This is a genomic window from Nocardia sp. NPDC057440 (assembly GCF_042802915.1).
In the GTDB taxonomy this organism is placed as follows: domain Bacteria; phylum Actinomycetota; class Actinomycetes; order Mycobacteriales; family Mycobacteriaceae; genus Nocardia.
Window position 1 is genome coordinate 336,481 of record NZ_JBHVDF010000001.1, and the last position, 25,658, is coordinate 362,138.

22 protein-coding genes are annotated in these 25,658 nt (G+C 67.9%); 7 read left to right on the forward strand and 15 right to left on the reverse strand.

Going from position 1 to position 25,658, the window contains the following annotated elements; genetic code table 11:
• The first annotated feature begins 16 nt into the window (after positions 1-16).
• Positions 17-3,574, forward strand: coding sequence for an AAA family ATPase (locus ACFU4Z_RS01610; protein WP_379058761.1), 3,558 nt, complete (start codon positions 17-19; stop codon positions 3,572-3,574).
• 4 nt (positions 3,575-3,578) lie between these two features.
• Here ACFU4Z_RS01610 and ACFU4Z_RS01615 read toward each other — a convergent pair whose 3' ends face one another.
• Positions 3,579-4,553, reverse strand: coding sequence for a GlxA family transcriptional regulator (locus tag ACFU4Z_RS01615; protein ID WP_379058763.1), 975 nt, complete (start codon positions 4,551-4,553; stop codon positions 3,579-3,581).
• A 120-nt stretch (positions 4,554-4,673) separates the two neighbouring features.
• Here ACFU4Z_RS01615 and ACFU4Z_RS01620 point away from each other — a divergent pair, with 120 nt between their 5' ends.
• Both ACFU4Z_RS01620 and ACFU4Z_RS01625 read left to right on the forward strand, forming a co-directional pair.
• Positions 4,674-5,141 carry a VOC family protein gene (locus ACFU4Z_RS01620; RefSeq protein ID WP_379058765.1) on the forward strand — a complete coding sequence of 156 codons (468 nt, stop codon included), beginning with the start codon at positions 4,674-4,676 and terminating at the stop codon, positions 5,139-5,141.
• A gap of 18 nt (positions 5,142-5,159) precedes the next feature.
• The gene (locus tag ACFU4Z_RS01625; protein ID WP_379058768.1) at positions 5,160-5,543 is read left to right on the forward strand and encodes a hypothetical protein; all 384 of its coding nucleotides are present in this window, start codon (positions 5,160-5,162) and stop codon (positions 5,541-5,543) included.
• Between the two features lie 52 nt (positions 5,544-5,595).
• On the opposite strand, the gene ACFU4Z_RS01630 is transcribed toward ACFU4Z_RS01625, so the two are convergent.
• Complete coding sequence (locus tag ACFU4Z_RS01630; protein WP_379058771.1) at positions 5,596-5,988, reverse strand: DUF4254 domain-containing protein; 393 nt, start codon at positions 5,986-5,988, stop codon at positions 5,596-5,598.
• A 282-nt stretch (positions 5,989-6,270) separates the two neighbouring features.
• Here ACFU4Z_RS01630 and ACFU4Z_RS01635 point away from each other — a divergent pair, with 282 nt between their 5' ends.
• Both ACFU4Z_RS01635 and ACFU4Z_RS01640 read left to right on the forward strand, forming a co-directional pair.
• Positions 6,271-7,080, forward strand: coding sequence for a GntR family transcriptional regulator (locus ACFU4Z_RS01635; protein ID WP_379058773.1), 810 nt, complete (start codon positions 6,271-6,273; stop codon positions 7,078-7,080).
• A complete protein-coding gene (locus ACFU4Z_RS01640) occupies positions 7,077-7,682 on the forward strand; it encodes a GNAT family N-acetyltransferase (RefSeq protein ID WP_379058776.1) in 606 nt (201 codons plus the stop codon). The genes ACFU4Z_RS01635 and ACFU4Z_RS01640 overlap by 4 nt, the downstream gene beginning before the upstream one ends.
• An 8-nt stretch (positions 7,683-7,690) precedes the next feature.
• Here ACFU4Z_RS01640 and eccCa read toward each other — a convergent pair whose 3' ends face one another.
• Genes eccCa through eccD form a run of 3 tightly spaced genes read right to left on the reverse strand, consistent with a single transcriptional unit; the run spans position 7,691 to position 14,615 of the window.
• Positions 7,691-11,743: a type VII secretion protein EccCa gene (gene eccCa, locus ACFU4Z_RS01645; protein WP_379058779.1), complete on the reverse strand. Its 4,053-nt coding sequence runs from the start codon at positions 11,741-11,743 to the stop codon at positions 7,691-7,693.
• Positions 11,744-11,748: 5 nt separating this feature from the next.
• A complete protein-coding gene (gene mycP / locus ACFU4Z_RS01650; RefSeq protein ID WP_379058782.1) occupies positions 11,749-13,155 on the reverse strand; it encodes a type VII secretion-associated serine protease mycosin in 1,407 nt (468 codons plus the stop codon).
• Positions 13,152-14,615: a type VII secretion integral membrane protein EccD gene (eccD, locus tag ACFU4Z_RS01655; RefSeq protein ID WP_379058785.1), complete on the reverse strand. Its 1,464-nt coding sequence runs from the start codon at positions 14,613-14,615 to the stop codon at positions 13,152-13,154. Before eccD ends, mycP begins: the two co-directional genes overlap by 4 nt.
• A gap of 288 nt (positions 14,616-14,903) precedes the next feature.
• Between eccD and eccA the strand changes: the two genes are divergently transcribed.
• Positions 14,904-16,727 (forward strand): type VII secretion AAA-ATPase EccA, encoded by a 1,824-nt coding sequence (gene eccA / locus ACFU4Z_RS01660; protein ID WP_379058788.1) that lies wholly within the window; start codon positions 14,904-14,906, stop codon positions 16,725-16,727.
• A gap of 24 nt (positions 16,728-16,751) precedes the next feature.
• Here the strand turns inward: eccA and eccB are convergent, their stop codons facing one another.
• Positions 16,752-18,248, reverse strand: a complete 1,497-nt coding sequence (gene eccB / locus ACFU4Z_RS01665) for a type VII secretion protein EccB (RefSeq protein ID WP_379058791.1) — start codon at positions 18,246-18,248, stop codon at positions 16,752-16,754.
• On the opposite strand from eccB, the gene eccE reads away from it, so the two are divergent.
• Entirely contained in the window at positions 18,249-20,192 is a 1,944-nt protein-coding gene (gene eccE / locus ACFU4Z_RS01670) for a type VII secretion protein EccE (RefSeq protein WP_379058793.1), read from the forward strand. It abuts the gene before it with no gap.
• 150 nt (positions 20,193-20,342) lie between these two features.
• Here the strand turns inward: eccE and ACFU4Z_RS01675 are convergent, their stop codons facing one another.
• The 9 genes from ACFU4Z_RS01675 to ACFU4Z_RS01715 all read right to left on the reverse strand — a co-directional run bounded on the left by ACFU4Z_RS01675 (position 20,343) and on the right by ACFU4Z_RS01715 (position 25,652).
• Complete coding sequence (locus tag ACFU4Z_RS01675; protein WP_379058796.1) at positions 20,343-20,645, reverse strand: type VII secretion protein EsxR; 303 nt, start codon at positions 20,643-20,645, stop codon at positions 20,343-20,345.
• Between the two features lie 46 nt (positions 20,646-20,691).
• Entirely contained in the window at positions 20,692-21,045 is a 354-nt protein-coding gene (locus ACFU4Z_RS01680; RefSeq protein WP_379058799.1) for a WXG100 family type VII secretion target, read from the reverse strand.
• A gap of 38 nt (positions 21,046-21,083) precedes the next feature.
• Positions 21,084-21,866 (reverse strand): ESX secretion-associated protein EspG, encoded by a 783-nt coding sequence (locus ACFU4Z_RS01685; RefSeq protein WP_379059296.1) that lies wholly within the window; start codon positions 21,864-21,866, stop codon positions 21,084-21,086.
• Positions 21,867-21,871: 5 nt separating this feature from the next.
• The gene (locus ACFU4Z_RS01690) at positions 21,872-22,858 is read right to left on the reverse strand and encodes a PPE domain-containing protein (protein ID WP_379058802.1); all 987 of its coding nucleotides are present in this window, start codon (positions 22,856-22,858) and stop codon (positions 21,872-21,874) included.
• A gap of 25 nt (positions 22,859-22,883) precedes the next feature.
• Positions 22,884-23,213, reverse strand: a complete 330-nt coding sequence (locus tag ACFU4Z_RS01695; protein WP_379058806.1) for a PE family protein — start codon at positions 23,211-23,213, stop codon at positions 22,884-22,886.
• A 38-nt stretch (positions 23,214-23,251) separates the two neighbouring features.
• Complete coding sequence (locus tag ACFU4Z_RS01700; RefSeq protein WP_379058808.1) at positions 23,252-24,559, reverse strand: hypothetical protein; 1,308 nt, start codon at positions 24,557-24,559, stop codon at positions 23,252-23,254.
• On the reverse strand, positions 24,559-24,873 hold the full coding sequence (locus ACFU4Z_RS01705; protein ID WP_379058811.1) for a type VII secretion target: 315 nt from the start codon (positions 24,871-24,873) through the stop codon (positions 24,559-24,561). Before ACFU4Z_RS01705 ends, ACFU4Z_RS01700 begins: the two co-directional genes overlap by 1 nt.
• A gap of 115 nt (positions 24,874-24,988) precedes the next feature.
• Complete coding sequence (locus ACFU4Z_RS01710) at positions 24,989-25,288, reverse strand: YbaB/EbfC family nucleoid-associated protein (RefSeq protein ID WP_379058815.1); 300 nt, start codon at positions 25,286-25,288, stop codon at positions 24,989-24,991.
• Positions 25,289-25,310: 22 nt separating this feature from the next.
• Positions 25,311-25,652 carry a hypothetical protein gene (locus ACFU4Z_RS01715; RefSeq protein WP_379058818.1) on the reverse strand — a complete coding sequence of 114 codons (342 nt, stop codon included), beginning with the start codon at positions 25,650-25,652 and terminating at the stop codon, positions 25,311-25,313.
• Between the last annotated feature and the right edge of the window lie 6 nt (positions 25,653-25,658).

Below are 25,658 nucleotides of genomic sequence, written 5' to 3' on the forward strand. Positions count from 1 at the left end.
GTAGCGAGGAGCAGCCGTGAGCCGTAATAACGACGGCCTCCCCATGCTTCCACCGTGGCTATCCGAGAGCGAAGTCACACAGGTCGGCTACGAAGCACCCGTACAGAACCTGCCACACCAAGAACTCATCGACGAAGCGCCCCGTCGCGGCCGTTTCAAGTCTCGCTCTCCCGAGAGCGATCGACCGGAGCCCAATCCCGGACGCCGGGACAAACGACGCAAGGGCTGGCGTAGGGACAAGGACGAACACGGCGAGGAGCAGCAGCAGGATCAGCTGCCGCGCCCCGGCTCTCCCGAACCGTCGCGTGGTCCCGAGCAGCAACGCGGGCCCGAGTTCCAGCGCGGGCCAGAGCAGCAACGCGAGCCAGAGCGGCAGCGCGGTCCGGAACCGCAGCATGGACCGCGATCGCAGCCGGAACCGCACCGCCAGAACGACTCCTGGCCGCCGCAGCAGCGCCAACAGGCGCCCGGCCAGCTGCCGCTCCATCCCGACAACTCATGGCAGTCGGGACCGCTGCCCACGCGCAACCCGAGCCGGCCGTCGGAGGGCTTCCAACCACTCGGTGCACGGCCGGTCGACGCGCCCCGAGAGCCACCGGCCTCGACCGACTCCACGGTGCGCTACCAGCAGCACCCCGATCTGCCGACGTCTGCGCCGAGACCGGATCCGGCTGCGGCACAAGCGTTGTCGCCGTCCGCGCCGTCGCATCCGTCGACCGGCGGGCAACCGGTTGCGCCGACCGACCTTTCGACACCGTCCGCCGAACTCCATGGCGTGCCGATGACGCCGGAGCCCGATGGGCCGCCGCCGTGGCTCGCCGGACCCGGTTCCGACCACGCCCGTATGGAATACGAGTCGGATGCCCCGAGCGGTCCACGCGACCTCACCGGCCCGCCGACTCCCCCGGTGCACGGACCCCAATCGACCGTCGCGCCCGAGCACGGCGGCCACGGGTTCGAGCCCGAAGCACCGAACACCGATCGCGTGGATGCCGCCTACGGATCAGCCGCTGCCGCAACGGAACAGAGCACGCGCACCGGCGAACTCGACGCTTCGGAGATCTCGCAGCGCGATGAGCCGCAGTCGTCGGTTCCACACAGCACGGACGGTCCGCCGCCGTGGCTGAGCGGCGAGCGCGCCGATAGCGGTCAGCAGGTTGCTGAGCCGCCGTCCGCGCCAGTGCGACATCGCCCCGAACTCCCGCCTCCCCCTGGCGAATTCGTCACGCGCGAGTCGGTGGACAACGCAGGATCGGCCGTCGCGGCAGGCGGTCGCTCGACGTGGGAGTCCTCGACCGTCGGCGCCGCACAGCAGGATCCGCGCGCACTGGAGGGGACAACGCAAGCGGGAACCGAGCCGACCGGGGACACAGCGGCCGCCGGAACCGGTGCCACGCCCATGGCCTCGCCCCAGTGGCCGGAACCGCGCGGCGCCACCTCGACACTCGACCAGAGCTCCAACACTTTCGAGCCGCCGACCGCACGGCCTGCCGCACCGGAGTCCGCGGTGCGGGGCCGCCACCGCCTCGCGTCCGAGATCGACGCCGACGAGGCAGCCGCCGAGCCCAACGATCACTCACGGACTCCGATACCCGGTCAGCAAGCGGCGTCCGACCAGCCGATGCCGCAAGGACCGGGCCAGCCGTGGCAGAACCCGGCGGCGTTCGCGCAACCGACGCCGGGCCCGCAGCCTCCGACCGGTTACGCCCAGCCTTCGACGCAGGCACAGGCACCGACTGGCGAGCCGTGGCAGAACCCGACCGGATACGGGCAGCGCCCCCCGGCGGGGTCACAGGCACCAGGCGGCCAGTGGGGCCCAACAGGATTCGGACAGCCACCGACAGGGCCGCGCGCACCGGAACAAGACCGCCGTGCCCCGTACCCCGCTGGCGGCAATCAGCCGACCCCGCACGCACCCGGTAACGCCCAGTGGCAGAACCCAGCAGGATTCGGACAGCCACCAACCGGACCGCACCACCCGGCCCACGATCAACCGATGCCGCAGGCACCGGGCGGCGGCCAGTGGGGCCCAACAGGATTCGGACAGCCACCGACAGGGCCGCGCGCACCGGAACAAGATCGCCATCCGCCGTACCCCCTTGGCGTCGACCAGTCCACGCCACAAGCACCCGCAGACGCCCCGTCGGGATTCGCGCAGTCACCCACAGGACCGTACGTATCGGGCAGCGCCCCTGCAGGATTCGCGCAGTCACCCACAGGAACGCACCCATCGGTCGGCGACCCGGCCGGGCTCGGACAACCGCCCACGGGAGCACCCGCAGCGGCCGGCGACCCAGCCGGATTCGGACAACCGCCCACGGGACCGCAGCCAGCAGGCGGCGGCCAGGCGACGCATTCGACGGGCAGCGACCAGTGGGGCAATCCAGCCGGCCCGGGACAGCCGCACGCGGCAGCGCAGGCACCGGTCGGCGACCCGGCCGGATTCGGGCAGTCGCACGCACCGGGCGGCTACCAGCCACAAGCGGCGGGCAGCGAGCAGTGGCAGGGCGCGGCGGGGCACGGGCAGCAGCCTCCGGCGGGGCCAGGCCCGGGTGCCGTGGGGTGGGGACAGCCGCAGGCCGGGCCACATCCTGGAGCGCCTGCGCAGCAGCATCACCAGCCGGGTCCGCACCACCTGCACATGCCGCAGCCGTCGCTCGACGATGTTCCGTTGCGGCGGGCCAAGAAGGCGCCGGGTAGCGGCTGGCGCAAGGCCGTGCACCATGTGTCCGGTGGTGCGATCAATCCGGGTCTGTCAGCGGAGGAGATGCGGCTGCAGGAATTGGTCGCACGAATCAGGCAGCCGGTGCGCGGCGACTACCGGATCGCGGTGCTGTCGCTGAAGGGCGGCGTCGGAAAGACCACCACGACAATGGGTCTCGGGTCGATCTTCTCGTCCATCCGTGGTGACCGGGTGATCGCGGTGGACGCCAACCCGGACTTCGGCACGCTCTCGCAGCGGGTACCGCTGCAGACGCGGTCGACGGTGCGTGATCTGCTGCTCGATCCGGCGATCCAGCGGTACTCGGATGTGCGCAGGCATACCTCGCAGGGCACGAGTCGACTGGAAGTTCTTGCCAGCGAACGGGATCCGGCGGCCTCCGAGGCGTTCAGCGACGACGAGTATCGTGCTGTCGCCCGAATCCTGCAGCGGTTCTACAACATCATCCTCACCGACTGCGGCACCGGGCTCATGCACTCGGCCATGAGCGGGGTGCTCGATCTGGCGCATTCCCTGGTACTGATCTCTTCGGCCGCGATCGACGGAGCTCGCAGCGCGGCGGCAACGCTCGACTGGTTGTCGCTGCACGGCCACGATCACCTGGTCCGCAATGCGGTGGTGGTGATCAACCTGCCGCGTGAGGGATCACCGAATGTCGGCATCCAGCAGCTGCGCGAATACTTTCTGTCGCGCTGTCGCGCCGTGCACGTCATCCCCTATGACGTGCATCTGTCGGAGGGCGCCGAGATCGACCTGCATCGCCTGCACAAGACCACCAAGCGCGCGTATGTCGAACTCGCCGCGACGGTCGCCGACGAATTCAGCGTCGATCACCGCCGCTACCGGAACTGATCGTTCACCACGACAGCCAGGAGGCTCGGATATCGGCGATACTTCTGCCGCGTCGGCGTCGGAAGAGGCCGCGCAGAGTACCCGCGTTGAGATATCCGACCTTGGCGGCCACCGAATCGATGGTCAGCTGGGTGTTTCGCAGCAGGTGCGTGGCACGTTCCAGCCGTATCTCGTTGACGAAATCCCTTGGGGACATCCCGAGTTCGGCATGGGTCGCACGTTGCAGACTGCGTTCGGTGACGCCGAGCCCCTGTGCCGCACCGGAAATCAGGAACTGCTCGGCGAGATGGTCACGGACCCAGCGTTCGAAGGCCGCGACCAGCGAATCGCCCTTGGCGATCACCTCGGATACAGCGAAGTCGGCCTGCGCATTTCGGACTCCGAACGCCAGGTATTTGGCCACCAGTTCGGCCAGTGCCGGACTCTTGGCGGAGATCAGGGACAAGGCAAGATCCACATGCGACAACGTTGCGCCCGCCGTGGTGACGTGATCACCTCGGCACAGGATCCGGCCCTCGTCGAGAACGATTCTCGGATACCTACGGCGAAAAGTCGGGCCGAGCCACCAGCTCGTCGTCGCTTGTAAACCGTCCAGCACACCCGCCTCGGCCAGGAAGAAGGTGCTGGTGCAGGCCGCAGCCAAGTGGACACCGGCACCGCGTGCTTGCGTAATCAGGTCCAGCACAGGCAGATTGGGCGCCGAGGAGACCATCCTGATCAGGGTTTCGGCATCCCGCACGTTCACCGCGGGAACGATCATCAGATCGAATTCGCCGGGCAGGTCGGCCAGCGGCGTAGTCGGCACGAGGTGGCCGTTACCCGATCGGACGCTCTCGCCCAGTGACACGGTCCGCACGTTCCATGGGTCGACGGAGGCTGCCCATTCGCCGCGCAGCGCGTTCGCGGTGTTGAAAGTTTCCAGCAGGGCGGCGAATCCGAAATCGGCCACCCCGTCGACGACGAATACCGCGACATCCATGTCGCCTACAGTACCGAATATGTCGTTTCCGACACTCGAAGATCTGCGATGTGCGCCCTAGTGTTCCTGAAGACGCCGAACCCGGCAGTCGTATCCAGGCCATCTCACGGCGGAGTTCTCATGACGATGATCGCGACCACCGGCATCCACCACGTTCGGCTGACGGTAACGAACCTGGCGCGTTCCCGCGCGTTCTACCAGGACGTACTCGGTTTCGAGATCGCGGCGCAATCGCCGGGCAGCCCGGACGATCCGCAGGTGCGCGCCGATCCGGCACAGCTCTACGGCGGTGTCGTTTTCCAGACCAACGGGATGCTGTTCGGCCTGCGGCCCGTGGCGTCGGAAGCCGACCGGTTCGACTCCGAGCGGGTCGGGCTCGATCACCTCAGCTTCGCCGTGTCATCGGTGGACGAGCTGGCCGACACGGCTGCCCGGCTGGACGCCGCCGGGATCGAACACGGCGAAGTCACGGCGCTCGACGCGTTCGGCATCGCGATCCTGTCTTTCAGCGACCCGGACGGCATCCATCTCGAACTCACCGCACCGCTAGGGAGCAGCGAGACACCACCGATCTCACCGGCGTCGTAGCCGACCGGTTTCACCATCATGTCTGTATTGCCGGAGCAACGCGAAGCGTGGCCGATCAGCCTCGGGCGCTGCGATATTGCGCCCGATCACCTGACACCGGCGAGCGCGCATCGGATCATGCAGACCCACGCACATTGGATGGGATCACCGTGCGCGCAACGCCGCGCGGCATTGCACTACCTGGTGCGCACGGGACGTTACGTGCTCGACTCACGGCGCCGCCATCTGCGGGTGTCCTTCCCGCATCTCGAGGCGCCGCTCGACTTCCAATGTGACTGTGCGGCCGCGGAAGAGCTCGCGACGATACTGGACAGAACCCGCACCGACCTCGACGTCGTCATCGACCGAAACGTGCATCCCGACATGCCCCCGCTGCCATGCGCGACGCTGTGGTCGGCATGACAACAGACGCCCAATGTGCCACTGACACTCGGTGATCAATGCGCCGGGCGGGTCACCACTCCGGCAAGCGCCTGCGGCCCGCCTGGATATCGCGAACCAGGTCGTCATAGGCGTCGGCCAGTTCCGCGAGGTGGTGCCAGGCGCAGTGCAACCGCTCGTTGTGCGCGTCCAGCGTCATCAGCGCGTGATGCGCACGCACCGAGGATTCGGCGATGCGGTCGATGACCGCGCCGACCGTCTCGGTGTGCAGCGTGGCGCCGAGCCGATGCTGCGGGACGCTGCGCGCCACCCAGTCGTCAACGGCCATAACCAATTCGGTTCTGCGCCGATCGATTTCGAGCACGGTGGCCGGGTCGGTCGGCACCGAGCCGCCGCGACCGACCAGCCGACGCTCGTGCAGCACCGCGAGATCACGGGCGAACCAGAGCAGCGGACCGCCGACCACGCGGTGCCCGCGACACGCCCGAACAAGTAGATCAGAGGTAGGCAGTAGTCCGAGGGTCAGTGACTGAACTGCCGAGTCGACACACCGCGGTGTGCCGGGGAGAGCCATAACGACTGTCGAAATCTCCGAACCTGCCACGTTGCCTCGCCGTTCGTCGCCGCACAACACCGGATCAGGACGTTCATTACAATAAACCTCTGAAGGCACCTGTCAAGCGTTACCGGGCCGTAGGGAGTCACGAAGAGTACACTTCGTTACCTGCACGACTGACCGAGGAGCAAGATGGCGGACGGTCCGACGTATCGCCGGATCGCAGACCTCCTCCGCGAGGAGATCCGCGCAGGCAAGTGGCGTCCGGGCGATCGACTGCCCAGTCACACCGAGCTGGCCGATCACATGGAAGTCTCGATAACGACAGCGCGCAACGCTATTCAGGTGCTTGTCGCCGAAAATCTGGTCTATACCGCTACTTCCCGTGGGACGATCGTACGAAGCCAGGAGGTACTGGAATCGGTTGTCACCGACCACATCCGGCCGAATCGCCCGCAGTCGGCGCACGACATTTTCGAGGAGATCGCACGGGCGGCGCGCCGGGAACCCGCCAAGGTGTTCAGCGCCAGGATGGAACCGGCCAGTCCGCAGGTCGCCCTGTGGCTCGGCGTGCCGGAGGACTCGTGGGTGCTGGCCCGAACGGTCGTTCAGTACCTCGACAACGAGCCGTGGTCGTGGGAGGTCAGCTTCTACCCGAGGGACCTCGCCGAGAGCACCGGCATCGACTCACCGCACGATATCCCCGAGGGCACGACCAGGCGGCTGGCCGATCGTGGCCACGCCGAGACCGCGCACCGGGACACCCTGGCCGCCAGGCCCGCCAGCGTCGAGGAGGCCATCGTCCTCGGTGTCGCGACCGGGACCATTCTGCTCGATCACCTGAGGATCGGCGCCAACCACGAGCGGGTCACCCGCGCCACCCGGCACCGGTCGATCGCCACGCGCAACCGGCTCGCCTACGAACTCGGCGACGACGAGGGCACCGCGGTCATCCGGCGCGCGCTAGGCACCTCGTACAGGCCAGGCATTTCGATGCCATGACTACCGTGCTTCGCCAAGCGACCTTCGGCGATCTCGGCATGATCTGCCGCCTGCGGGTCCAGCGCACGTCATGGCTCACCGCGCGCGGCTCCGACCAGTGGACGGTGGCAGGACGCGGGCTGCCCATCGAGATCTTCGCCAGGGCGGTCGGCCGGGCACTGGAAGCAGGGGAAACCTGGATCGCCGAGGTCGCGGGTGAACCGGCGGGGACGATCACCGTCAACCATCACGCCGACAACGGACTGTGGTCGCCGTGGGAACTAGCCGACGCGGTGGTCGTCCACTTCATGATCGTCGACCTCCGCTTCGCCGGCCAGCGCGTCGGTGACCGACTACTAGCCCACGCGGGCATGCTCGCCCGCCGCCGACAGCGCACCTGGGTCCGTCTCGACGCCTGGACCACCAACGACGACCTGCACGACTACTACCGCCGAGCGGGCTTCCGGATGGCCCGCATCGCGGGCCCGATCGCCACCGGCCCTTCCCGCGCACTTTTCGAACGGCGCGCCGACAGTTGGGATTACGAAGCCGCCGTGCCGATTCCGGCCACCGGGCAGCCGATCACAGAGATCGCGCTCGGGGCGGCGCTGCCCAACAACTGACGCCGAGGTCACAACGGCGGCAGATGCGCGATCTGCACCATTTCCTGCCCCCGCGAACGGGATACGAGGATGCCACGCCCCGGCGGTAGCTTGGTCGGGCGGACATCCCCGATGATCTTGCCTTCGTCCTTGGGTCCGCTCATGATCAGCGCGTCGACCGACAGATTCTTCATGCCGCCGAGCACGTGGTCATACAACGCTCTGGACACACCGCCGGTGCGGCGGGTGACGATCAGGTGCATGCCGATATCGCGGGCCTGGGGGAGGTACTCGAGGAGCGCGAACAGCGGGTTGCCGCTGGAGCCCGCGGCGATCATGTCGTAATCGTCGACGACAATGTAGATCTCGGGCCCGCTCCACCAACTGCGCTCGCGCAACTGCTGCGGCGTGATGTCGGAGCCCGGGATGCGCCTGGATAGATACCGGGCGAGCTCATTGATCATCGGACCGGACGTTTGCGACGAGGTGGAATAGCCCGCCAGCTGTTCCTCGTCGACGACGCCGAGCATGGTGCGGCGGTAGTCGATCATGATGATCCGCGCCTGCTCGCTCGTCGAGTTCTCGGTGATGCCCATGACGATATTGCGCAGGAGCGTCGTCTTGCCGGACTCGACGTCGGCGAAGGCCATGAAGTGCGGTTCGGCGCCGAAATCGAGGACGAACGGGTCCAATTCGTTCTCGCCGAGCCCGACGACGACCTTGGTCGGGCCGAGTTCGACATCGTGTTCCTTCGCGATCTTCAGCACCTGCTCGCGGCTGATCTCCAGTGGCAGCATCCGCACCTCGGGTGCGCGCCTGCCGCTGTACAACTGCTCCAGCTGCGCCTTCGCCTGGCCGACACCGTCGGCCAGGGTCTGCGGATCGGAGTCGGAATCCAGTCGCGGCAGCGCGATGAGCAGGTGCAGCTCATCGGGCGTCAGGCCGCGGCCCGGCCTGCCCACCGGCACCAGCCCCGCACTGCGCCTGCCCATTTCGGAGTCCGATGGGTCACCGAGGCGCAACTCCAGCCGGGTGCCGATCTGATCCTTGACGTTCGGCCGGATCTCCGCCCAGCGCGAAGCGCCCAGAACCAGGTGGATTCCGTAGGAAAGGCCCTGTGCCGCAATGGCATTGATCTGCGGTTCGAGAGTGTCGAATTCGTCGCGCACCACGGCCCAGCCGTCGATGACGAGAAAGACGTCACCGAACTGGTCGGCGGCGAGCGGATCGCCAGGCGCGGCCTGGGTGCCATTGATCAGTCGCGCCTCCAGCTGGGCGTACTTGCGCCGGCGGAACTCGACCATGGATTCGATGCCCAGTTCGCTGAACCGCTCCTCTCGCTGGCGCATCAGGCTGGTCAGCTCCGCGATGGTGCGGCGCACCCGGTCACTGTCCAGCCGACCGGCCACCGAACCGACGTGCGGCAGTCCGGACAGGCCGGCCAGGCTGCCGCCACCGAAATCCAGGCAGTAGAACTGGACCTGCTCGGGGCTGTGAGTGGCCGCGGCCGCCATGATGATGGTGCGCAGGGTCGTCGACTTGCCCGACTGCGGACCGCCGACGACGGCGACATTGCCCTGGGCGCCTGCCAATTGGATGGTCAGCACGTCACGTCGCTGCTCGTAAGGCTTGTCGATGACACCGATCGGCAGCCACAGCTGACCGTGCCGGTTGACCGGGGAACGCCAATCCGGGTCGGGCAGCAGCATGTCCACCGTCGGCGACTCGTCCAGCGGCGGCAGCCACACCTCGTGCGCCGGACGGCCGTGTCCGGTGAGACGTTTCACGACCACTTGGAGCAACGTCTCCGGAATGCCCTCTTCCTCGGGCGTTTCCGAGGGCGGCGGCGGCAGATCGGGCAGACCGACCCGCACCGTCTCCGATTCGGGCCGTGCCTGGGCCTCGACCGGTGCGGCGGTGAACACGGTCGGCGACTGCCCACCGAAAAGCCTGCCGTCCACCTGTCTCGCGCCACGCGGCGAGACATAGGGACCCGACACGTAGGTGGCGTTGAACCGCAGCGGATCGTCGGCATCGCTCTTGAGGTAAGCGGAACCGGGAATGCCGGGCAGGTGATAGGCATCGGTGATGCCGAGCACCGCGCGAGACTCGTTGGCGGAGAAGGTGCGCAGACCGATGCGGTAGGACAGGTGCGAGTCGAGTCCCCGCAGCTTGTTCTCCTCCAGCCGCTGCGATGCCAGCAGCAGGTGCACGTGCAGCGAACGGCCGAGGCGGCCGATCATCACGAATAGGTCCGCGAAATCGGGTTTCTGCGAGAGTAGTTCGGAGAACTCGTCGACCACCACGAACAGTGCGGGCAGCGGGTCGAGGGCCACCCCTGCGGCGCGCGCCTTCTCGTAGTCGGTGACGTTGGCATAGTTTCCCGCCGAACGCAGCAATTCCTGCCGGCGGTTCATCTCACCGGCGAGCGCGTCCTTCATGCGGTCGACCATCGAGAGCTCTTCCTCGAGGTTGGTGATAACCGCGGCGACGTGCGGCAATGAGTCCAGACCGAGGAAGGTCGCACCACCCTTGAAGTCGACGAGAACCAGGTTCAGCGCGTCGGGAGAATGCGTCGTCACCAGCGAGAGCACCAGCGTGCGCAGGAACTCCGACTTGCCGGAACCGGTCGCACCGATGCACAACCCGTGCGGCCCCATGCCGTTCTCCGCGGATTCCTTGATGTCGATGTCGACCGGCGTCCCGTCCGGCGTCACTCCGATGGGCACCCGCAGCCGCTCGCGCGCGGTGCGTGGCCGCCAGACCTTGGCCGGATCTATCTGTGCGGCATCCGGAATCTTCAACAGCGCCATCAGTCCGGGGTCCGCGCGGGTGTCATCGCCGAGGCTGACGATCTGCGCCGCGGTGGCGATCCGGTAGCGGGCCAGATCGCGGGCGAAGGCTTCGGACTCGGCCACGCTGACCGCATCGGCGGTGGCGAATTTCTCGGTGCCGCTGGCACTCTTGGCACTCACCTCGCCGCCCGTGGTCACCAGTTGCAGACCGCGGCGCGCGGCGAGGCCGTTCTCCGGCGCGGTCAGGTCGAGCACGGTGACCGAATCCAGCCCCGATTCGCTGATCAGCCGCTCGGTGCCATTGACGTATCCGTCATCGATCACGACGACCAGATGCAGCCTGCCTTGCGTCGGCTGCGGATTGCGCATGAAGCGGCCCCGCTCGAGCAGTTCCGAGGCCAGCGCCGTCTCCAGTTCGGCCAGCGACCCGTACATCATCCTGGCCGAGCCGACGCCGTCGCGCACGGTCGGATGTTGCAGGTGCGGAATCCATTTCGCCCATGCCCAGGCGGGGCCGTCCGGGTCGGCGCAGACGATGGCGACCGCGACATGATCGGGTCCGTGAAATGCGGTGAGCTCCATCAGCATGGCGCGCGCCAGCATTCTGGATTCTTCCGGACCGCCACCGATATTGATGGCGGGGAACGCGCGCAGCGAGACCGCGGTCGGCAAGCGGTGCACCACCGAGTGGGTGCGCACGAACCGGCGCAACGCGACCGTCGACACCGGTTCCAGATCCTCGAGCGGACCGGTCTCCGGCCGAGCCAGCTTGGTCGCCAGCCGATGACTGCCGACCCCGACCCGCACGTGTCCGAAATCCGGGTCGGCCGGGCGGCGCTCCCACATGCGGCGGGTGCCGATCACCGACGGCAGGTCGATCGGTTCGGGATGGCTCCAGATCAGCGCTTCCAACTGCTTGCCGCCGGTCCGCCTGACCTCCCTGCGCATCTGGTCCAGATACCGGAAGTAATCCTTGCGTTCCTCGTTGAGTTCGCCTGCGCCCTTGGGCCCTTGGCCCCGCATCCCCATCATCATGCCGACCATCGACATGAGCATCATCATCGGGAACATCATCATGAACGGGTTGGCGAGCAGGCTGCGGCCCATCATCACCATCATCGCGATCATGCCGACGACGGCGAACACCATGACGACCGGCATCACCTTCATCAGCAGCGGGCCCGGCACGGCGCGTTGAATCTCCGGCGGCGAGTTCAGTGCCACTTCGCCGCCGGGCGCACGCGGTGGTGCGATGCGGGGACGACGCACGAAACCTTCGGTAGCCATGGGTTCTACACCTCTGTCGCGTCGGAATCGAGGTCGACGGCAGCGGCTTCGCGCCGGAACGGAATCGACACCGCGGCACCGAGTCCCAGCACCACCAAACAGGTGATAGAACCGATGACGGCGATGCGGCGCGGCAGCGGATCGGGTCCAGGCGGGCGCACCGGTGCGGCGATCGGGCGGGGCATGTCCGCGCCCACGTTCACCGGCTGGTCCGGCAGCTGCGCGGTGAGCGCGGCCAGTGGATCGATCAGGCCGTGGCCGATCCGGTCGTCGCGCCCCTGTCCGGGGGCCAGCGCGGTGCGGGTGATCCGGTCGATGACCTGACCCGCGGTGAGTTCCGGAAATCTGGCGCGCACCAGCGCCGCGAGCCCGGAGACATAGGGCGCGGCGAAACTCGTGCCGTTGATGGGGCGCGGGCCTTCCTCGGTCTGCGCGCTGTCGACCAGTCCGGTGCCGCCCGGCTTGCTGTCGAGCGACACGATCTCTCTGCCGATCGCGGCCGCGCCGACCCATGGTCCGTGCAGCGATATCGGGGTGGCCTTGCCATCGGGGTCGACCGAGGCCACCGACAGCACGTAAGGCTGGAACCAGGCCGGGCTTGCGATGGTCTGCACGCTCCCCCAGCCCGACCCTTCGTTCTGCTTCTCGCACGCGCCGTCGGAGGTGATGTTGCCCGCCGCGGCCACCACGACCACGTTGCGTTCATAGGCGTATCCGACTGCGGCGCCGAGTGTCGCGTCGGCGGTGTCGCCACCGGCCGGGGTGCACGACACCTCGGAGATATTGATGACGGTGGCGCCCATGTCGACGGCGCGAATCACCGCCGCCGCCATGGTGAGCACGTTGCCGTAGCCGGAGCTGGCCACCGCGCCCGGCGTCTTGTCGTTGCGGCGGTCCTTGGCTTCATAGGCCAGGCTGTACTGGCGGATGGTCAGGATCTCCGCATCGGGCGCGACACCGGAGAAGGCGTCGTCGGGACTCGGCTTGGCCGCGATGATGCCCGCGACCAAGGTGCCGTGACCGTCGCAGTCGGCGGTGCCGTCGGTGTCGGACACGTAGTCACCGCCTGCCTGCACGGCAGGCAATCGGGGATGTCGATTGACTCCGGTGTCGATGACCGCGACCTTCTGACCCGCGCCACGACTGAACTGCCAGGCCGCAGGCAGCTCGAGCACCCGTTGGGCCAGCGGTGCGTCGACCGCGGCGCCACGCGTGTTCAGCGGTTCGCTGCACAACTGTTTCTGCTCGGTCGGCTCCGGTGGCGCGGCCCTGCCGCTGAGCGCCTGCGCGATGCCGAACGCGCCGGGGTCGATCACCGGCGGCGGCACCGCGGCGGCCGGAGCGGCCCACCCGAACGCGGATACGCTGAGTATCGCGGCGGTGCAAGCCATTCCGAGCGCGCGAGCTGTCATAGATTCCGGGCCATCGAATACACGCCCATGATCCAGAGCACCAGCGGTATCACCGCGACGATCAACAAGTACTCGACGATCTCCATGGCCCGCCTCGTCACCGGCGTCACCTCGAGGTGCGGACCGATCACCCCGAAGACCACCACCCCCGCCGCAAAGGCGAGCAGCAGCATCCCGGCGAGCAACACCAGGTCCGCATCGCCGAGCGCCAGCCCGGTGACGAGTCCGAGCACAATGAGGCAGCCGGCCGCGATCAGCACGCAGGCCTGGACCAGATCGGCGAACGAACGACCGCGCAGGGCGAGAATCACCGCGGCGATCACCGCGAGCGCAATACCTTGCCAGCGTGTGAATCCCAGCGGATCGGCCGCACCGAGCGCCCCGAACACCGCCGCGAGCGAGCAGCCGACCAGCATGCCGGTCTGGTAGTTGTTGGCCGCGCGCGCCCGCTGACCGAGTCCGGCGGCCGACGGCAGTGCGGTGGCGCCGATCGCGCCGATGCCCTCGATGGTCGGCCGCGGCTCGTGATCGGCGGGATCAATCGCGCCGCCCGCAGTCGGCACCGGCGGCACCGGCAAGCGCGCGAACACCGCGGCCAGCCTCGGCACCATGGAAATCATGGTGATCGCCGCGACCAGCATCCCGGCCGCGATCTTCGGCAGCGCCGGGTCCCAGACCATGCGCACCAGCGCCGCGACGCCGCCGAACAACGCCGTTGTCACCGCCGCCGCGCACAGCGCGGCCCCCGTCGCGGTGGCACGGTAGACGACGGCGGCGGCCACGACGGTCACCGAAAAGCCGAGCAGCAGAGGGGGACTGCCGACCCGGCCCGGCACGAACAGCACGGCGCCGCCGAAGAACAGCAGCAGCGCGCACAGCGACAGCCAGGTGGCGGTCAGTTGGTCGCGGTACTTGCGTGCCGCGATGCCCGCGGCCACGGTGGCGATGATCGCCACCCCGGTCGCCAGGAACGGCGCGGCGAGTCCGCCGGAGTGCGCGCGTCCCCCGGCGAGCACTGCGATGGCGAGCACCACCGCAACCACCGCGGCGATCAGACCGGTCCACCGCGCGGCGGCAGGCGACCAACCACGGAAGTCGTCGGCGGTGAGCCGCGACACCGCGTCGATGACATCGTCGAACAGCGCGGGCGACTCTTTCGCGGTCACCGAGCGCAGCACGAGCAGCTCGCCGTCATACACCTCGGCCTCGGTGAGACTTCGACTGGGCGCGATGGCATCTCGGCCGAGTCGGGCCAGGGTCCAATGCTCGGTGTGCAGCGGGGTGTCGCCGTCGTCGCTCTCGACGACATCGGGGTTACGGGACTCGATGAGTGCGACAAGATCACCGATGAAAGTGGCGATCGGCACCGTCGCGGGCAGTCCGACATCGAGCTGAGTATTTCCGCCGATGACGGAGACTCGGCACAGTTCGGGTTCAGCGGCTCGTGAGCCACTGCTCATCGGCTCGGTCAATTGCTGAACGACCCCAACTCATTTGTGAACGACCCAGACACTTGCTTCAGCAACCTACCTGTCGAACCAACTCAGAACTTCGGTCTTCGCACCTACCGCGCACTCGTTGTGCATAGACGGCGATGTGGTTGTCGCACACGTTGCAACGTACCGGCAGCAAAACCCAATGTATCGGACGGACCGTGCGCATGCGATCGCTAAGCTGAATCGGAAGATGAACTCAGTCAATCGTTCCAACCAAAAATAGCTCCAACAAGACTTCGGGGTTCGACTGCCATGACGGGTAATCGCCAAGCACAACGCGCCTTCGACGCCGGAATCCTGTCGCTGGGTCTGACCATCGATGGACAGGAATCGGCCCGCGACCTCGAGTACGCGAAATTGGCTTTTCAGCGGGCCACCGAATGGGATCCGACCATGTGCGACGCGTGGCTGGGGCGCGCGGCGGCGGGCGAGGTGACCACCGAGGTCCTCTACAACCTGTACAAGACCAGCGGCACAACCCTTTTCCGGGAGCAGCGCAGGCTCGGGCTCGCGCCGCGCGCGCTGGCAGGCCGCTTCCTCGCCGGTCTGTACATCGACTATCCGCTGGCCGGCTACACCGAGATCTGGTTGGCGCAGGCGGCGCAGCTGATCGCCGACCGGGAGTACGACGAGGCCGAGCGGGTGCTCGACGAGCTCGCCACCCATCGCAGGTCCATGCTCTCGGACACCGATCGCGAGATCGACGATCGGATCAGCGCTTATATCCGCGGCGTCCTGCATTTCACTACTCAGCGCTGGCCGGATGTCATGGCGGTGCTCGCGGGCTCCGCCGAGTGGGACGACACCTATCTGGCGGCAGGCGCGCATGTGATGGTCGGCTCGGCGTGTGCCCAGCTCGGTCTGTTCGGTGAGGCGATCCGCAGGATGGAGCAGGCCGAATCCGGCCCGATCCCGGCGGCCCGTACCACCGCCATGTTCTGCCGCGGGCTGTGCCTGCGCGAGACCGGCAACGAGGAAGAAGCGCAGGCGCTGTTCGAGAAGGTGTATTCGCAGGCACCAGATTTCGCCGCGAACACAGCGGCCATGCGCGACCGCGCCTACCGCATCACGGTGACGAGCAAGGAATCGATCGACGCGCGCACCGATCGCTGGGATCCGGCCTCCGCGCCGTCGGTCGAACAGTTGCAGAGCGCCGACGCCGAGGACCGGGCCAAGCGGATCCTGGCCGAGGCGCGCGCCGAGCTGGACAAGCAGGTCGGGCTCGCCTCGGTGAAGACCCAGGTGGCCAAGCTGCAGGCCACCGCGCAACTGGCCAAGATCAGGACCGAGAAGGGCATGGCCAGCATGGCCCGCGGCAATCACCTGGTCTTCACCGGTCCGCCTGGCACCGGCAAAACGACGATCGCCAGGGTCGTCGCCAAAATCTATTGCGGTGTCGGCCTACTGAAGACCGACAAGGTGGTCGAGGCCAAGCGGATGGACTTCGTCGGCCAGCACCTCGGCAGCACCGCGATCAAGACCGACAAGCTGATCGACACCGCGATGGACGGCGTGCTGTTCATCGACGAGGCATACACGCTGATCCAGACCGGCTTGTCCGGTGGTGACGCCTTCGGTCGCGAGGCGGTGGACACGCTGCTGGCCAGGATGGAGAACGACCGTGATCGCCTGGTGGTGATCATCGCGGGCTACGACGGCGAGATCGATCGGCTGCTCGCCTCCAACGACGGTCTGTCCTCGCGTTTCGCCAAGCGTCTGCAGTTCCCGTCTTACACACCGGCCGAACTCGGCGAGATCGGTCAGCTCATCGCCGCGTCACGCGACTCCGAATTGTCCGAAGGCGCGCTCGAATTGCTGGAACGTGCCTGCGAAAACCTGTACAACTCCGAGCGCACCGACCAGAGCGGGCAGCCGCGGCGCGGCATCGATCTGGCAGGCAACGGCCGGTTCGTCCGCAACATCATCGAGGCTGCCGAGGAAGAGCGCGAGTTCCGGCTGGCCAACGACGATTCGCTCGACCTGACCGCCGTCGACAGGTCCGTGCTGATGCGCATCGAGGCGCCCGACATGGAGGCGGCGCTGAGCGCTGTGCTCGCCTCGCTCGGCGTCGCCTGACCGTCGACCGATCCCGCCTGCGGGTTACTTTGTCGTGGTTACGGTATCGCGTTCGACCAGCGCGTCCGGCTTGGCCAAGGTGGGTCCCGCGACGAGTCGACCGATGATGGCTCCTGGAGCCAGGCGCGGTTCCGTGCCGAGCCCGAGCACCTGGGCGGTCTCGATGTCCGGTATGCCATAGCGGATTCCATTGTCCGCGACATAGAACAGCGGGCCGCGGCGCAGGCTGCCCCCTTCAGTGCCGGTCACCTGCACGAATTCACCGGACGACGGCGGAATGTAGGCGGCGTCCACCCGCTCGCCGGTGCCGTCGGCGGTGGCGAGCGCTACCGGCTCGGCGGAGTCGGCCAGTGGCAATGTGGTACCGAGCAGCAGTGTGGCGGCGGCGCGGTCGACCGGTCCGTCGATGGCCTCTTCATTGCGCTGCTGGGTCTTCGACCAGGCGACACAGGCGACCGGGGCGTCCTCGGCCGACACGATCTTCGGTGTGTCAGCCGGGAAATCGTCCACCGGAATCCGGTGCAGCACCGGCATGTTGGTCAACACGTCCGGCGGCACCGAGCTGATCTCGCGCATGCCTTGGGAATTCGCGGAGCGGATCACCTGCGCGGTGAAGTCGGAGATGCGCTGCACACCGTCGGCGAGGACCACATACAGCTCCGCGCGATCGTCGCGGCCGACGCCGCCGACCGCGACGACGCCACCGACCGGCACCTGGGACAACCGCCCCGGCCCCGGCTGACCGGCCTGCGGAATGTCCGGCGGCGTCAGCGGCGGCACCGCAGTGACCGCGTCCAGCAGGCTGGTTCCGACGGGCCGCGGCTTGCGCCCGGCCAAGGTCATCGACCGAGCCATCACAGAGTTCGCCGGGTCGAGTTCCGCACGCTTGCCGTCGTAGATCAGGTAGGTCTTGTCGCCGCGCCGCACCAACAGGGATTCTTCGGCGGCCGCGACACGGATATGGTCGTCCAGCAGGGGTTTTCCCGCAAGAACCGTGGTACTCACGCCGGTGGCCGACGCCGCGCTTCCGGTGATCGACAGTTCGACCGACTCGCACAGCGACCAGTCCGATCGGTTGCCCTGCCGCGACCCTGGCAAAGCCGCTGGCGCACCGGGAATGCCCAGCATCGGCCCGCGCGGCAGCGCCGCCAGCTTGCCGTCCTTGACCGAGTTCGGCGACTCGCTGCTGCCGCTGATCAAACGGGCGGAGGCCAGATTGAGCACTGGATGCAGCGTCTTGTTCTTGTCGGCGTCGGTGACGACGACATACAGCGCGCCACTGTCCTTGCCCATCACGATGTTCGCGTCGCCGATGGAGCCCTGGGGACGCAGGAAAGCCAGGATCGCCGCGCCCGCCACCACGAGCAGGCCGAGGATGGCGCCGACGAACATCGACCTGACCTGAGAGCGCATCGGATCGTGCAGCATCCGAACATCGCGGCGCACCAGTGCGTGATCCAGACGCCGGAGCAAGAAACGGTATCCATTGACCTGGGCCTTGGTGGTCAGCTGAGCCGGCACGTGGCCTCCATCGAACTATGTCTCGATCCAATTGCGCTCTCGAAATTCACTGTATCGGCTCGACCACTCGCACCGCCAACACCATTGCGGCGCGGTACTGTTAGCGCAGCAGACCCCACGGCCGACAAACTCCGGCCACCGGTATTCGACCCAGGGCTAATTATCGTGAGCGAGGCCGTGCACGCGCAGGAAACCAACCCCGGTGAATCAATGGAAAATTCAGCGAACTCGCAATTACGTGACCCTGAATTCTGGTTGTTTCGGCAGATGCCATTGCGGCTCATCATCCCGATCGCGCTGGCCGCCGCCGCGGCGGCCTGGATCGCCACCGCGTTCGACTTACCAACCATAGCCGTGGTCGCAATCGGCGCGATGGTTTTTCTCGCAGGCGCCGCGCCGGCGCGACGACGAAATCCGCGCACGCTCGCGGGGATGCTCGGGCGCACCATCACTTTCCGCTGGCACCGCGCGCGGTCGAAGCCCGTCGACAGCAGCGCGGCGGCATTGGATGTGCCGCTGCCCGAGGGCGGCAGCTACGGCGTGCGCTGGGACGGCGATCTGCTGACCACGATGCTGCGCATCGACCCGCCGCCGGACGCGCTGACCCTGCTGCGCCGCGGCTCGCTGTCCACCGATCAGGTCCTTCCACTCACCGAGATCGCCCGCTGCCTCGGTCAATTCGACATCAGCCTGGCCTCCATCGATGTGATCAGCACCGGGGCGCGGACCGTCGGCGCAGGCGCGGTCGCCCAGCTCTACGACCGCATCCTCGGCCCGCTGCCCGCGATCGCGCACCGGACCGTGTGGCTGGTGCTTCGCCTCGACCCGCTGGCCAATGCCCAGGCGGTGGACAATCGCGGCGGTGGCGGCACCGGCGCGCTGCGCGCCGCGATCATCGCGACCCGCCGGGTGGCCAATCGGCTCGCGGCGCGCGACATCTCCGCTTCGGTGCTGACCGCGGTCGAGATGAACGCCGCAGTGCGCACGCTCATCCGCGGCGCGGCTATCGACGAGTTCACCGAAACACCGAAATCGCTTGTGCACGACGGTATCCACCTCACCAGCTACGAGATCGGGCCCGAGTTGATCGGCTCGCGCGGCTTCGCCGACATCTGGGCGACGCCGAGCCTCAGCACCACAGTGACCGTTCGGCTGCGGCCGGGCTCGACCCGTGCCACCGAAGCACGTGGCTCCGCATCACCGCCGGTCACCCTCGGCGCGCTGGTCCGTTTCGATACCGCCACCGAACCGCTCGACCCGCCCGTGCCCGGGCTGCGCACCCTGCCGGGGCAGCAATCCAGGGCGCTGCTCGATTGCCTGCCCATCCGCAGCGGGCACGGCGCCAGGGGCGCGGGCGACTATCGCGGCCCGCTGTCCGCACTCAGCGGGATCGCGGTGCCCACCGCCGGTTGCGGTCAGCTGATCGGCGCCGACGACCTCGGGCACGGCATCGCCGTGCCGCTGATCGGTGACGGCACCCGGCATCTCGAAGTCGTCGGCGAACTGGACCTGGCCCAGCAGGTGATCCTGCGCGCCATCGCGCTCGGGGCGCACGCCGTCGTGCACACCGACCGACCCGACGCCTGGCATTCCATGATCGCGAATGTCGATGCACCGCATCTACTTTCGCTGGCCTCGCGCTATACCACCGCGAGCCAGCACCCGACGCCGGTTCCGCAGTCCGGCACGCCCTTTCCCCCGGCGACCGTCGTGGTCTTCGACGGCATCGCGCCCACCGCGCTGACCGGCGGCGCGACCATCGTGCACGTGCGCCCGCCCGGGCAGTCGGCCGGACAATTCGACGCCGACGTCGTGCTGACCCAGGACCCCGCGGCGCGCAACCTCATCACGGTGCGCACCTCCACCGCGAGCGCGACCGTCAATATGGTCACCACACCGGACGAGATGCGCTACATCGGCGAATCCCTCACCGCCGCACGATAACCCGACACAGCGCATACCGCACAACGGCCGACCGAGAGCGGGCCGCTCCTGGCCGGCCATTGCCGTACCGCGGACGCGCAGCCCCGATCGCGGGTGAGAGCACGGTGCAGTGCGCTCTCGACCGCGGCCGGGGTGGCCGGATCGCCTCGATCAAAGACCGGCGAAGCCGTCGCCGATCTTGCCGTCGGTGCCAAGAGCGCGGTGCAGTGCGCTCTCGACCGCGGCGGCGATCTTGTTCAGGACCTGGAGCATGTGCTCGTGCTCGTCGGTCCAGCCCTTGTAGGTCTTTTCGAACTCCACCAGGGCGGCGTTGTCCTGCCAAGCCTTGCGCAGGTTGTTGCCCGCGTCGTTCATGTCCTGCGAACGGTCGATGAGGGCCTGACGAAAACCCTGCAGGTCGTGGAACAGCGTGACCATTTTGGCCTTGCTATATTCCATTGCTCCATCTGCCATGATGACATTCCTCCAAAAAATGAATTGCCTGGTGCCGCTTGACCGCTCAGAGGCGGATCATCTTGAACTCGTCCTCGCCCTCAGCGTCGGTGCGCTGGAACTGGACGGTGCCGGTGCCGACCTGCTCGCTGATCCGGTCGAGCCGGTCGTTGAGCACCTTGGCCTCGTCGTCCCACATGCGCGACGCGTCCATGAACGCCACGCGCGCATCGCCGGACCAGCCGGTCGCCGAGTGCACTTCGTCGGAAATCTGCTGAAGCACGAACTTCATCGCCGCCACCGCGTCCGCCATGTCGCCTTGAGCGCCTTTCGCGGTCGCATGATCGGCGTATACACCATCACCCATGATCAAACCTTTCGTATCGTGATTCGAGTACCCGGAAACGATGCCGATCGGCATCGCCGGAAGGTTGGCGAGCTACTGCGCGCCCTTCGGGTCTACTGCGGCAGCCACCTTCCCCCGGGCAGTGATTCGATCAGTGCCGAAATCGCTTGCGCGATACGGTGATCGGTGCCCGGTGTCACCGTGGACCACACCTGCTGATCCGCGGCGATCCCGGGCGCGGCCACCATGCGACCGCGCCCGGTGTCGTACACCGCGACCGCGCCGGGCGGCCGGGTGGTCTGGCCGTCGAGATGGGCGTAGGCCACGATCTCGGCGAAGCTGTGGCAGGAGGCGAAGGCCATCCCGTAGGCGACGGCGTCGCGATCGGCGACGCCGAGTGCGTAGACGGCATCGGTGAAGTCCGCGGAAGCCTGTGCCGCCGCGAGGCGTTCGCTCAGCTCACTCGACGGCGCGCTGAAACTGACCACATCCGCGGGCTTTCCCGGTCCGAGCGCGGCCAGCAGCGGACGGAGGAGGGCGGCGCCGGAGCCGTCGGCCCACACGGGCCCGATGTCGAAGCTGTCACCGGCGCGCACCGCGAGCGCATGCTGTTCGGCGCGCCTGGCCAGGCAGATCCTTGTCGAATCGGCGCCGGTGAAGATCCGCGCGACGAGTTCGACGTCCGGCTGCGCCAGCGTACGCAGCGCGGCCGCCAGGTCCGGATCGACCGCGCCGTCGGAGTCGATCACACCGGCGCCGACGAGCGCGGTCACCGCGCGCTGCTGGGCCGCGGTCCACTCGTCGAACGAATCCTGTTGCGGTGCGACCGAAAGCACCAGCGGCAGGGTCTGCACGCCGAGCCGGTCGGCCACCGCGAGCAGTCCATCGTTGGTCATCGTTGTCACGGGGAGCCTCCCGTGACGGCCCGACCCTCGGCAGGCGCGGGCGGTTCGGCCGCACCGAGTACCGCAGGGGCGGCGACGACTCCGAGTTCGGGGCCGAGCGCGTCGACGCCAGCATCGGACGCGCGCGACTGGTACTGCTGTTCCTCCTGCGCCATCGCCGCGCCGGGCGCCATGGCTCCCGGCACCATCGGCATCGCCGCCGCACTCGACGCGGACGCCGGAACCGGCTGCGGAGCGACCGTTTCCACCGGCTCATTGATCGGTGCCAGCACCGGCGCGCGATAGGCGGTCAGCACCCGAGACGGCGCGGCCGCGCCGAACCCGCCCGGCAGGAACATCCCCGGCGCGACGGCGGGCAGTGCGACCGTCGTCGCGGCTGTGGCCGCCGTCGTACTCGTCTGCTCGGCTTCCAGCGCGGCGGGTGTCGCGATCACCGGCGGCTGCTGTTGAATCCACGGCATCGCCAGTGGCTCGGTGGCCGCCTCATAGCTGCGCATCACCCTGGCGGCCGCCGCCTTGGCCATGTCCGCGTCCGCGTCGTGTTCCGCGGCCACCGCACGTAATGGCGCGCCGAGCGCGCCGGTGACCTGCTCCAGCATCCGCTGCACGGCCTGAATGGCCGCGATCTCGGCGGTGTGCGGCATGGTCAGCCTGGCGAGTTCATAGGCGGCGGCTTGTGTCTGGGCGTGCACGGCATTGTTGCCCGCGGCCGTCGCCGCATCCGTCAGCCATTCACGCAGCGTCGAAATGCGGTCCAGCACCGGACCACTCGTGGTGGACTGCCATGCGCCGCGTATCGATGCCACGATCAGTTCGTATTCCGCCACCGCAGTACCGAAACTCGCGGCCAGGCGGGTCCATGCCGCGCCCGCCTCGGCCATCGGCACCGCACCAGGCCCGGTGGAAATCTCGCGCGCCAGTCGATCCGGCTCGCGAGCTTCCCACACCACCCCGGTGAAGCCGGGCTGCGGTGGTTCGATCATTGCTGCTCCGTGTGGTAGTCCGCCGTCACGCCGCGCCGGCGCCGAAGTCGGCGGCGCTGTCGCTTTCGGCGCGACCGAACTGCGCCGCCTGGGTGCGCAGTGTCGCGGCCAGCTTCCTGATTTCCAGGATTCCCGCGGACGCGCTCTCGGTGTACGAGGACGCGACATCGCTCATGGTCCGCGCCGCACGCACCGATACCTCTTCGAGCCCTGCCGCAGGAACGGTCAGCGACGTCGCGCCGGAGCGCAGATCCCGCTCCAGCCGATCGGCCAGCCCATCGAGCCGAACGGCGGCATTACGCGCCGCCACCGGGTCGAACACCACTCCGTCGAAATCCGCACCGCTGCTTGCCATGGCAACCTCCTCCAGATCCGAACCGTGCCGCACACCCCTCAGAGCGTGAGTTCCTTGTCGGGCGGTGGTTCGGACACTTGCTCGGTCGCGCCGACCACCGGCAGCGAGACCCCATCGATATCGCCGACGACCTCGTCGCCGTGTTGCCCGGAAACCAGGAAGCCGGGCAGGTCGCTGCCCGCGTCCCCGGCGCGGCTGCCCGCGGCCCCCGCCGCGCCGTAGGGCATCATGCCCGGGCTGCCCGGCGCGGACCCGCCGGGACGAAGGCCGCCCGCGGGTTCCGTCGCGGACGAGCCGGTTCCGAGGCCCGGCGCACCCGGCAGCGGACCCACGCTCGCGACCCTGGTCCCGGAGTACGGGCTCAGCGGCGTCGCGGCCGCGGCCACACCACCGATGCCGCCACCACCGAAACCACCACCACCACCGCCACCACCGCCACCGCTTGCGGCCGCGGCCGCGTCTTCCTCGCGTGCTTTGCGGTCGGCTTCTTCTTCGGCCTTCGCGGCGATATCGGCCGGTTTGGGCGCCAGCAGCTGTGAACTCGCGGTCGCCAGCTGGCCGGCGGTCTGCACGCCGGTGGTCGCCAGCGTCATCAGCGGTGTGAGCATCTGCATCATCTGCGCCATCTGCTGCGCCGAGTCGACGCCCTTGGGTGCGTTGGTGACCTTCACCTTCTGACCGGTCTGCGTCATATTCGCCGAGTGCCCGGTCATCTCGACCCGAGTCTTGGCGACCACGGCGGTCGCCTCGGTCAGCGCCTCGGTGGTCGCGGCCACCAAGAACAGTTGTCCACCAGGGGTGCCGAGCAGTGGCGCCGCGGCGGTCATGGTGGCGAGGTATTTCGCGATGATCGCGGCGAGCAGTGCCCCACCGGTCGCCACGGAGGTGGCGGCGGTGCCGAGCACCGCCTTTTCCTGCGTGCCCTGCGCGGCGACCTGCCCGCCGTCCTCCTGGGCCTGCGCGGCCTTCTCCGCCGCCTGCATCGCGGCCATGCCCTGCCAGATCGACATCACGGTCTGAACCGCGGTGGTGCCCAGCGTCATCGCGGTCTGCAGCGCGGTCGTGATGCCCGAAAGCGCCTGCGTCGGGTCGGTTCCGCCGCCTGCGCCCGCGCCGAGCGCGCCGGTGCCGAAGCTACTTGCCAGATCGGTGAACGGCCTGGCGAGGGCCGAAAGATCGATGACGGGCAGCGGCGGTAGTTCGGGCAGTGGTGACAGGCCGGAGATTTCCGGCAGCGGCCCGAGCCCCATGTCCTTCAGGATGTCGTTGACGGGTCGATCGATCAGCGGCGCGAGCGCACTGCCGCGCAGCAGATCCACGATCGTCGGGTCTAGTGGCGGGTTCATCAGGCGCTGCCGGCGGCGCCGAATTCGGCGATGGAAGTCGCTTCGTTCACCTCGTACGCGGTGGCGCCCTGATGCGCGGTCAACGCGGTGCCCGCGTGCACCGCCGCGAGTTCGAACACCGAGGAGACATGATTGCCCTGCGCATAGGCGAAGGACATCAGGAAGTCCTGGCCGATCAGGCCGAAGACCGGCACGGCGGCGGCAATGGTCGCCGCTTGGTCGAAGGCCCCCGCCGTCGCGACTCCGGTCGCCATCGCTGCCGCGGCATCCCCGTACCGGCGAATCGCATCAGGTGTCGCCACGAGTTCGCTCATCGTAATCCCCGATCCAGTAATGCAATTGACCAACTATTTAAAGATACCAACCGATCTGCGCGAATCGGTAGGAAGTTTTCCGAAACAATGATGTAACTCCGCAAACAGCGGATGTCTACTCGGCAACCTCCTCGTTGAAGGCGGCGACGATCTCGCCACGTAGCTCGAAAGCACGCCGGGCGGCCGCCGCTGCCGTGGCTACCAGTGTGGTCTCGAATTCAGCCGGTGAAAGCCGTGAAATCGCCTGCGAGAATTCGAGATTCAGCAGTGCGCCATTACCGTCGACCTCGGCGGTGATCGACCCGTCCTGCGCCGTCTCGCGGGCCCGGACCGCCGCCATGTCCTCGGCGAGTCCGCGCATTCGGTACAGCCGTCGCTGCACACTGGCCATCAGTTCGTCCATCGTTTCGTACACGCCGTCGACCTCCGCTGGCGATCTACACCGATCGCAGCCAACTGCGCGGCTCGGTCTCGTACTCCTGCTCCTCGGCAATCTCGTGGCGGGCCACGTCTTCCGAGGTAGGCAGCCCGAGCAGGGCGAGCATGTCGCCCGACATCCCGGCCGCCTCCAGTTCCGCCCGCCGGATCAGACCCGCCCGGTTGGCCGCCTGTTTGCACAGTCGAAGCACCTCGGCGGCCAAACCGGCGGGATCGCGGCGCAATTCCGCGGGATCGACCGAAATTCCCAGCGGCAGGCCCTGTTCGGTGGTGCGCACCGATATCGCACCGGTCCGCGAGGTCGCGGTCCACCCGTCCGAATTTGTTTGCTGTTCATCCATTATGAC

Excerpts from the sequence above, each read along its gene's own strand:
- ACFU4Z_RS01615 (WP_379058763.1), bottom strand. The coding sequence starts at position 4,553 with ATGGATGTCGCGGTATTCGTCGTCGACGGGGTGGCCGATTTCGGATTC.
- ACFU4Z_RS01620 (WP_379058765.1), top strand. The coding sequence starts at position 4,674 with ATGACGATGATCGCGACCACCGGCATCCACCACGTTCGGCTGACGGTA.
- ACFU4Z_RS01625 (WP_379058768.1), top strand. The coding sequence starts at position 5,160 with ATGTCTGTATTGCCGGAGCAACGCGAAGCGTGGCCGATCAGCCTCGGG.
- ACFU4Z_RS01635 (WP_379058773.1), top strand. The coding sequence starts at position 6,271 with ATGGCGGACGGTCCGACGTATCGCCGGATCGCAGACCTCCTCCGCGAG.
- ACFU4Z_RS01640 (WP_379058776.1), top strand. The coding sequence starts at position 7,077 with ATGACTACCGTGCTTCGCCAAGCGACCTTCGGCGATCTCGGCATGATC.
- eccCa (WP_379058779.1), bottom strand. The coding sequence starts at position 11,743 with ATGGCTACCGAAGGTTTCGTGCGTCGTCCCCGCATCGCACCACCGCGT.
- mycP (WP_379058782.1), bottom strand. The coding sequence starts at position 13,155 with ATGACAGCTCGCGCGCTCGGAATGGCTTGCACCGCCGCGATACTCAGC.
- eccD (WP_379058785.1), bottom strand. The coding sequence starts at position 14,615 with ATGAGCAGTGGCTCACGAGCCGCTGAACCCGAACTGTGCCGAGTCTCC.
- eccA (WP_379058788.1), top strand. The coding sequence starts at position 14,904 with ATGACGGGTAATCGCCAAGCACAACGCGCCTTCGACGCCGGAATCCTG.
- ACFU4Z_RS01675 (WP_379058796.1), bottom strand. The coding sequence starts at position 20,645 with ATGGCAGATGGAGCAATGGAATATAGCAAGGCCAAAATGGTCACGCTG.
- ACFU4Z_RS01680 (WP_379058799.1), bottom strand. The coding sequence starts at position 21,045 with ATGCCGATCGGCATCGTTTCCGGGTACTCGAATCACGATACGAAAGGT.
- ACFU4Z_RS01685 (WP_379059296.1), bottom strand. The coding sequence starts at position 21,866 with ATGACCAACGATGGACTGCTCGCGGTGGCCGACCGGCTCGGCGTGCAG.
- ACFU4Z_RS01690 (WP_379058802.1), bottom strand. The coding sequence starts at position 22,858 with ATGATCGAACCACCGCAGCCCGGCTTCACCGGGGTGGTGTGGGAAGCT.
- ACFU4Z_RS01695 (WP_379058806.1), bottom strand. The coding sequence starts at position 23,213 with ATGGCAAGCAGCGGTGCGGATTTCGACGGAGTGGTGTTCGACCCGGTG.
- ACFU4Z_RS01700 (WP_379058808.1), bottom strand. The coding sequence starts at position 24,559 with ATGAACCCGCCACTAGACCCGACGATCGTGGATCTGCTGCGCGGCAGT.
- ACFU4Z_RS01705 (WP_379058811.1), bottom strand. The coding sequence starts at position 24,873 with ATGAGCGAACTCGTGGCGACACCTGATGCGATTCGCCGGTACGGGGAT.
- ACFU4Z_RS01715 (WP_379058818.1), bottom strand. The coding sequence starts at position 25,652 with ATGGATGAACAGCAAACAAATTCGGACGGGTGGACCGCGACCTCGCGG.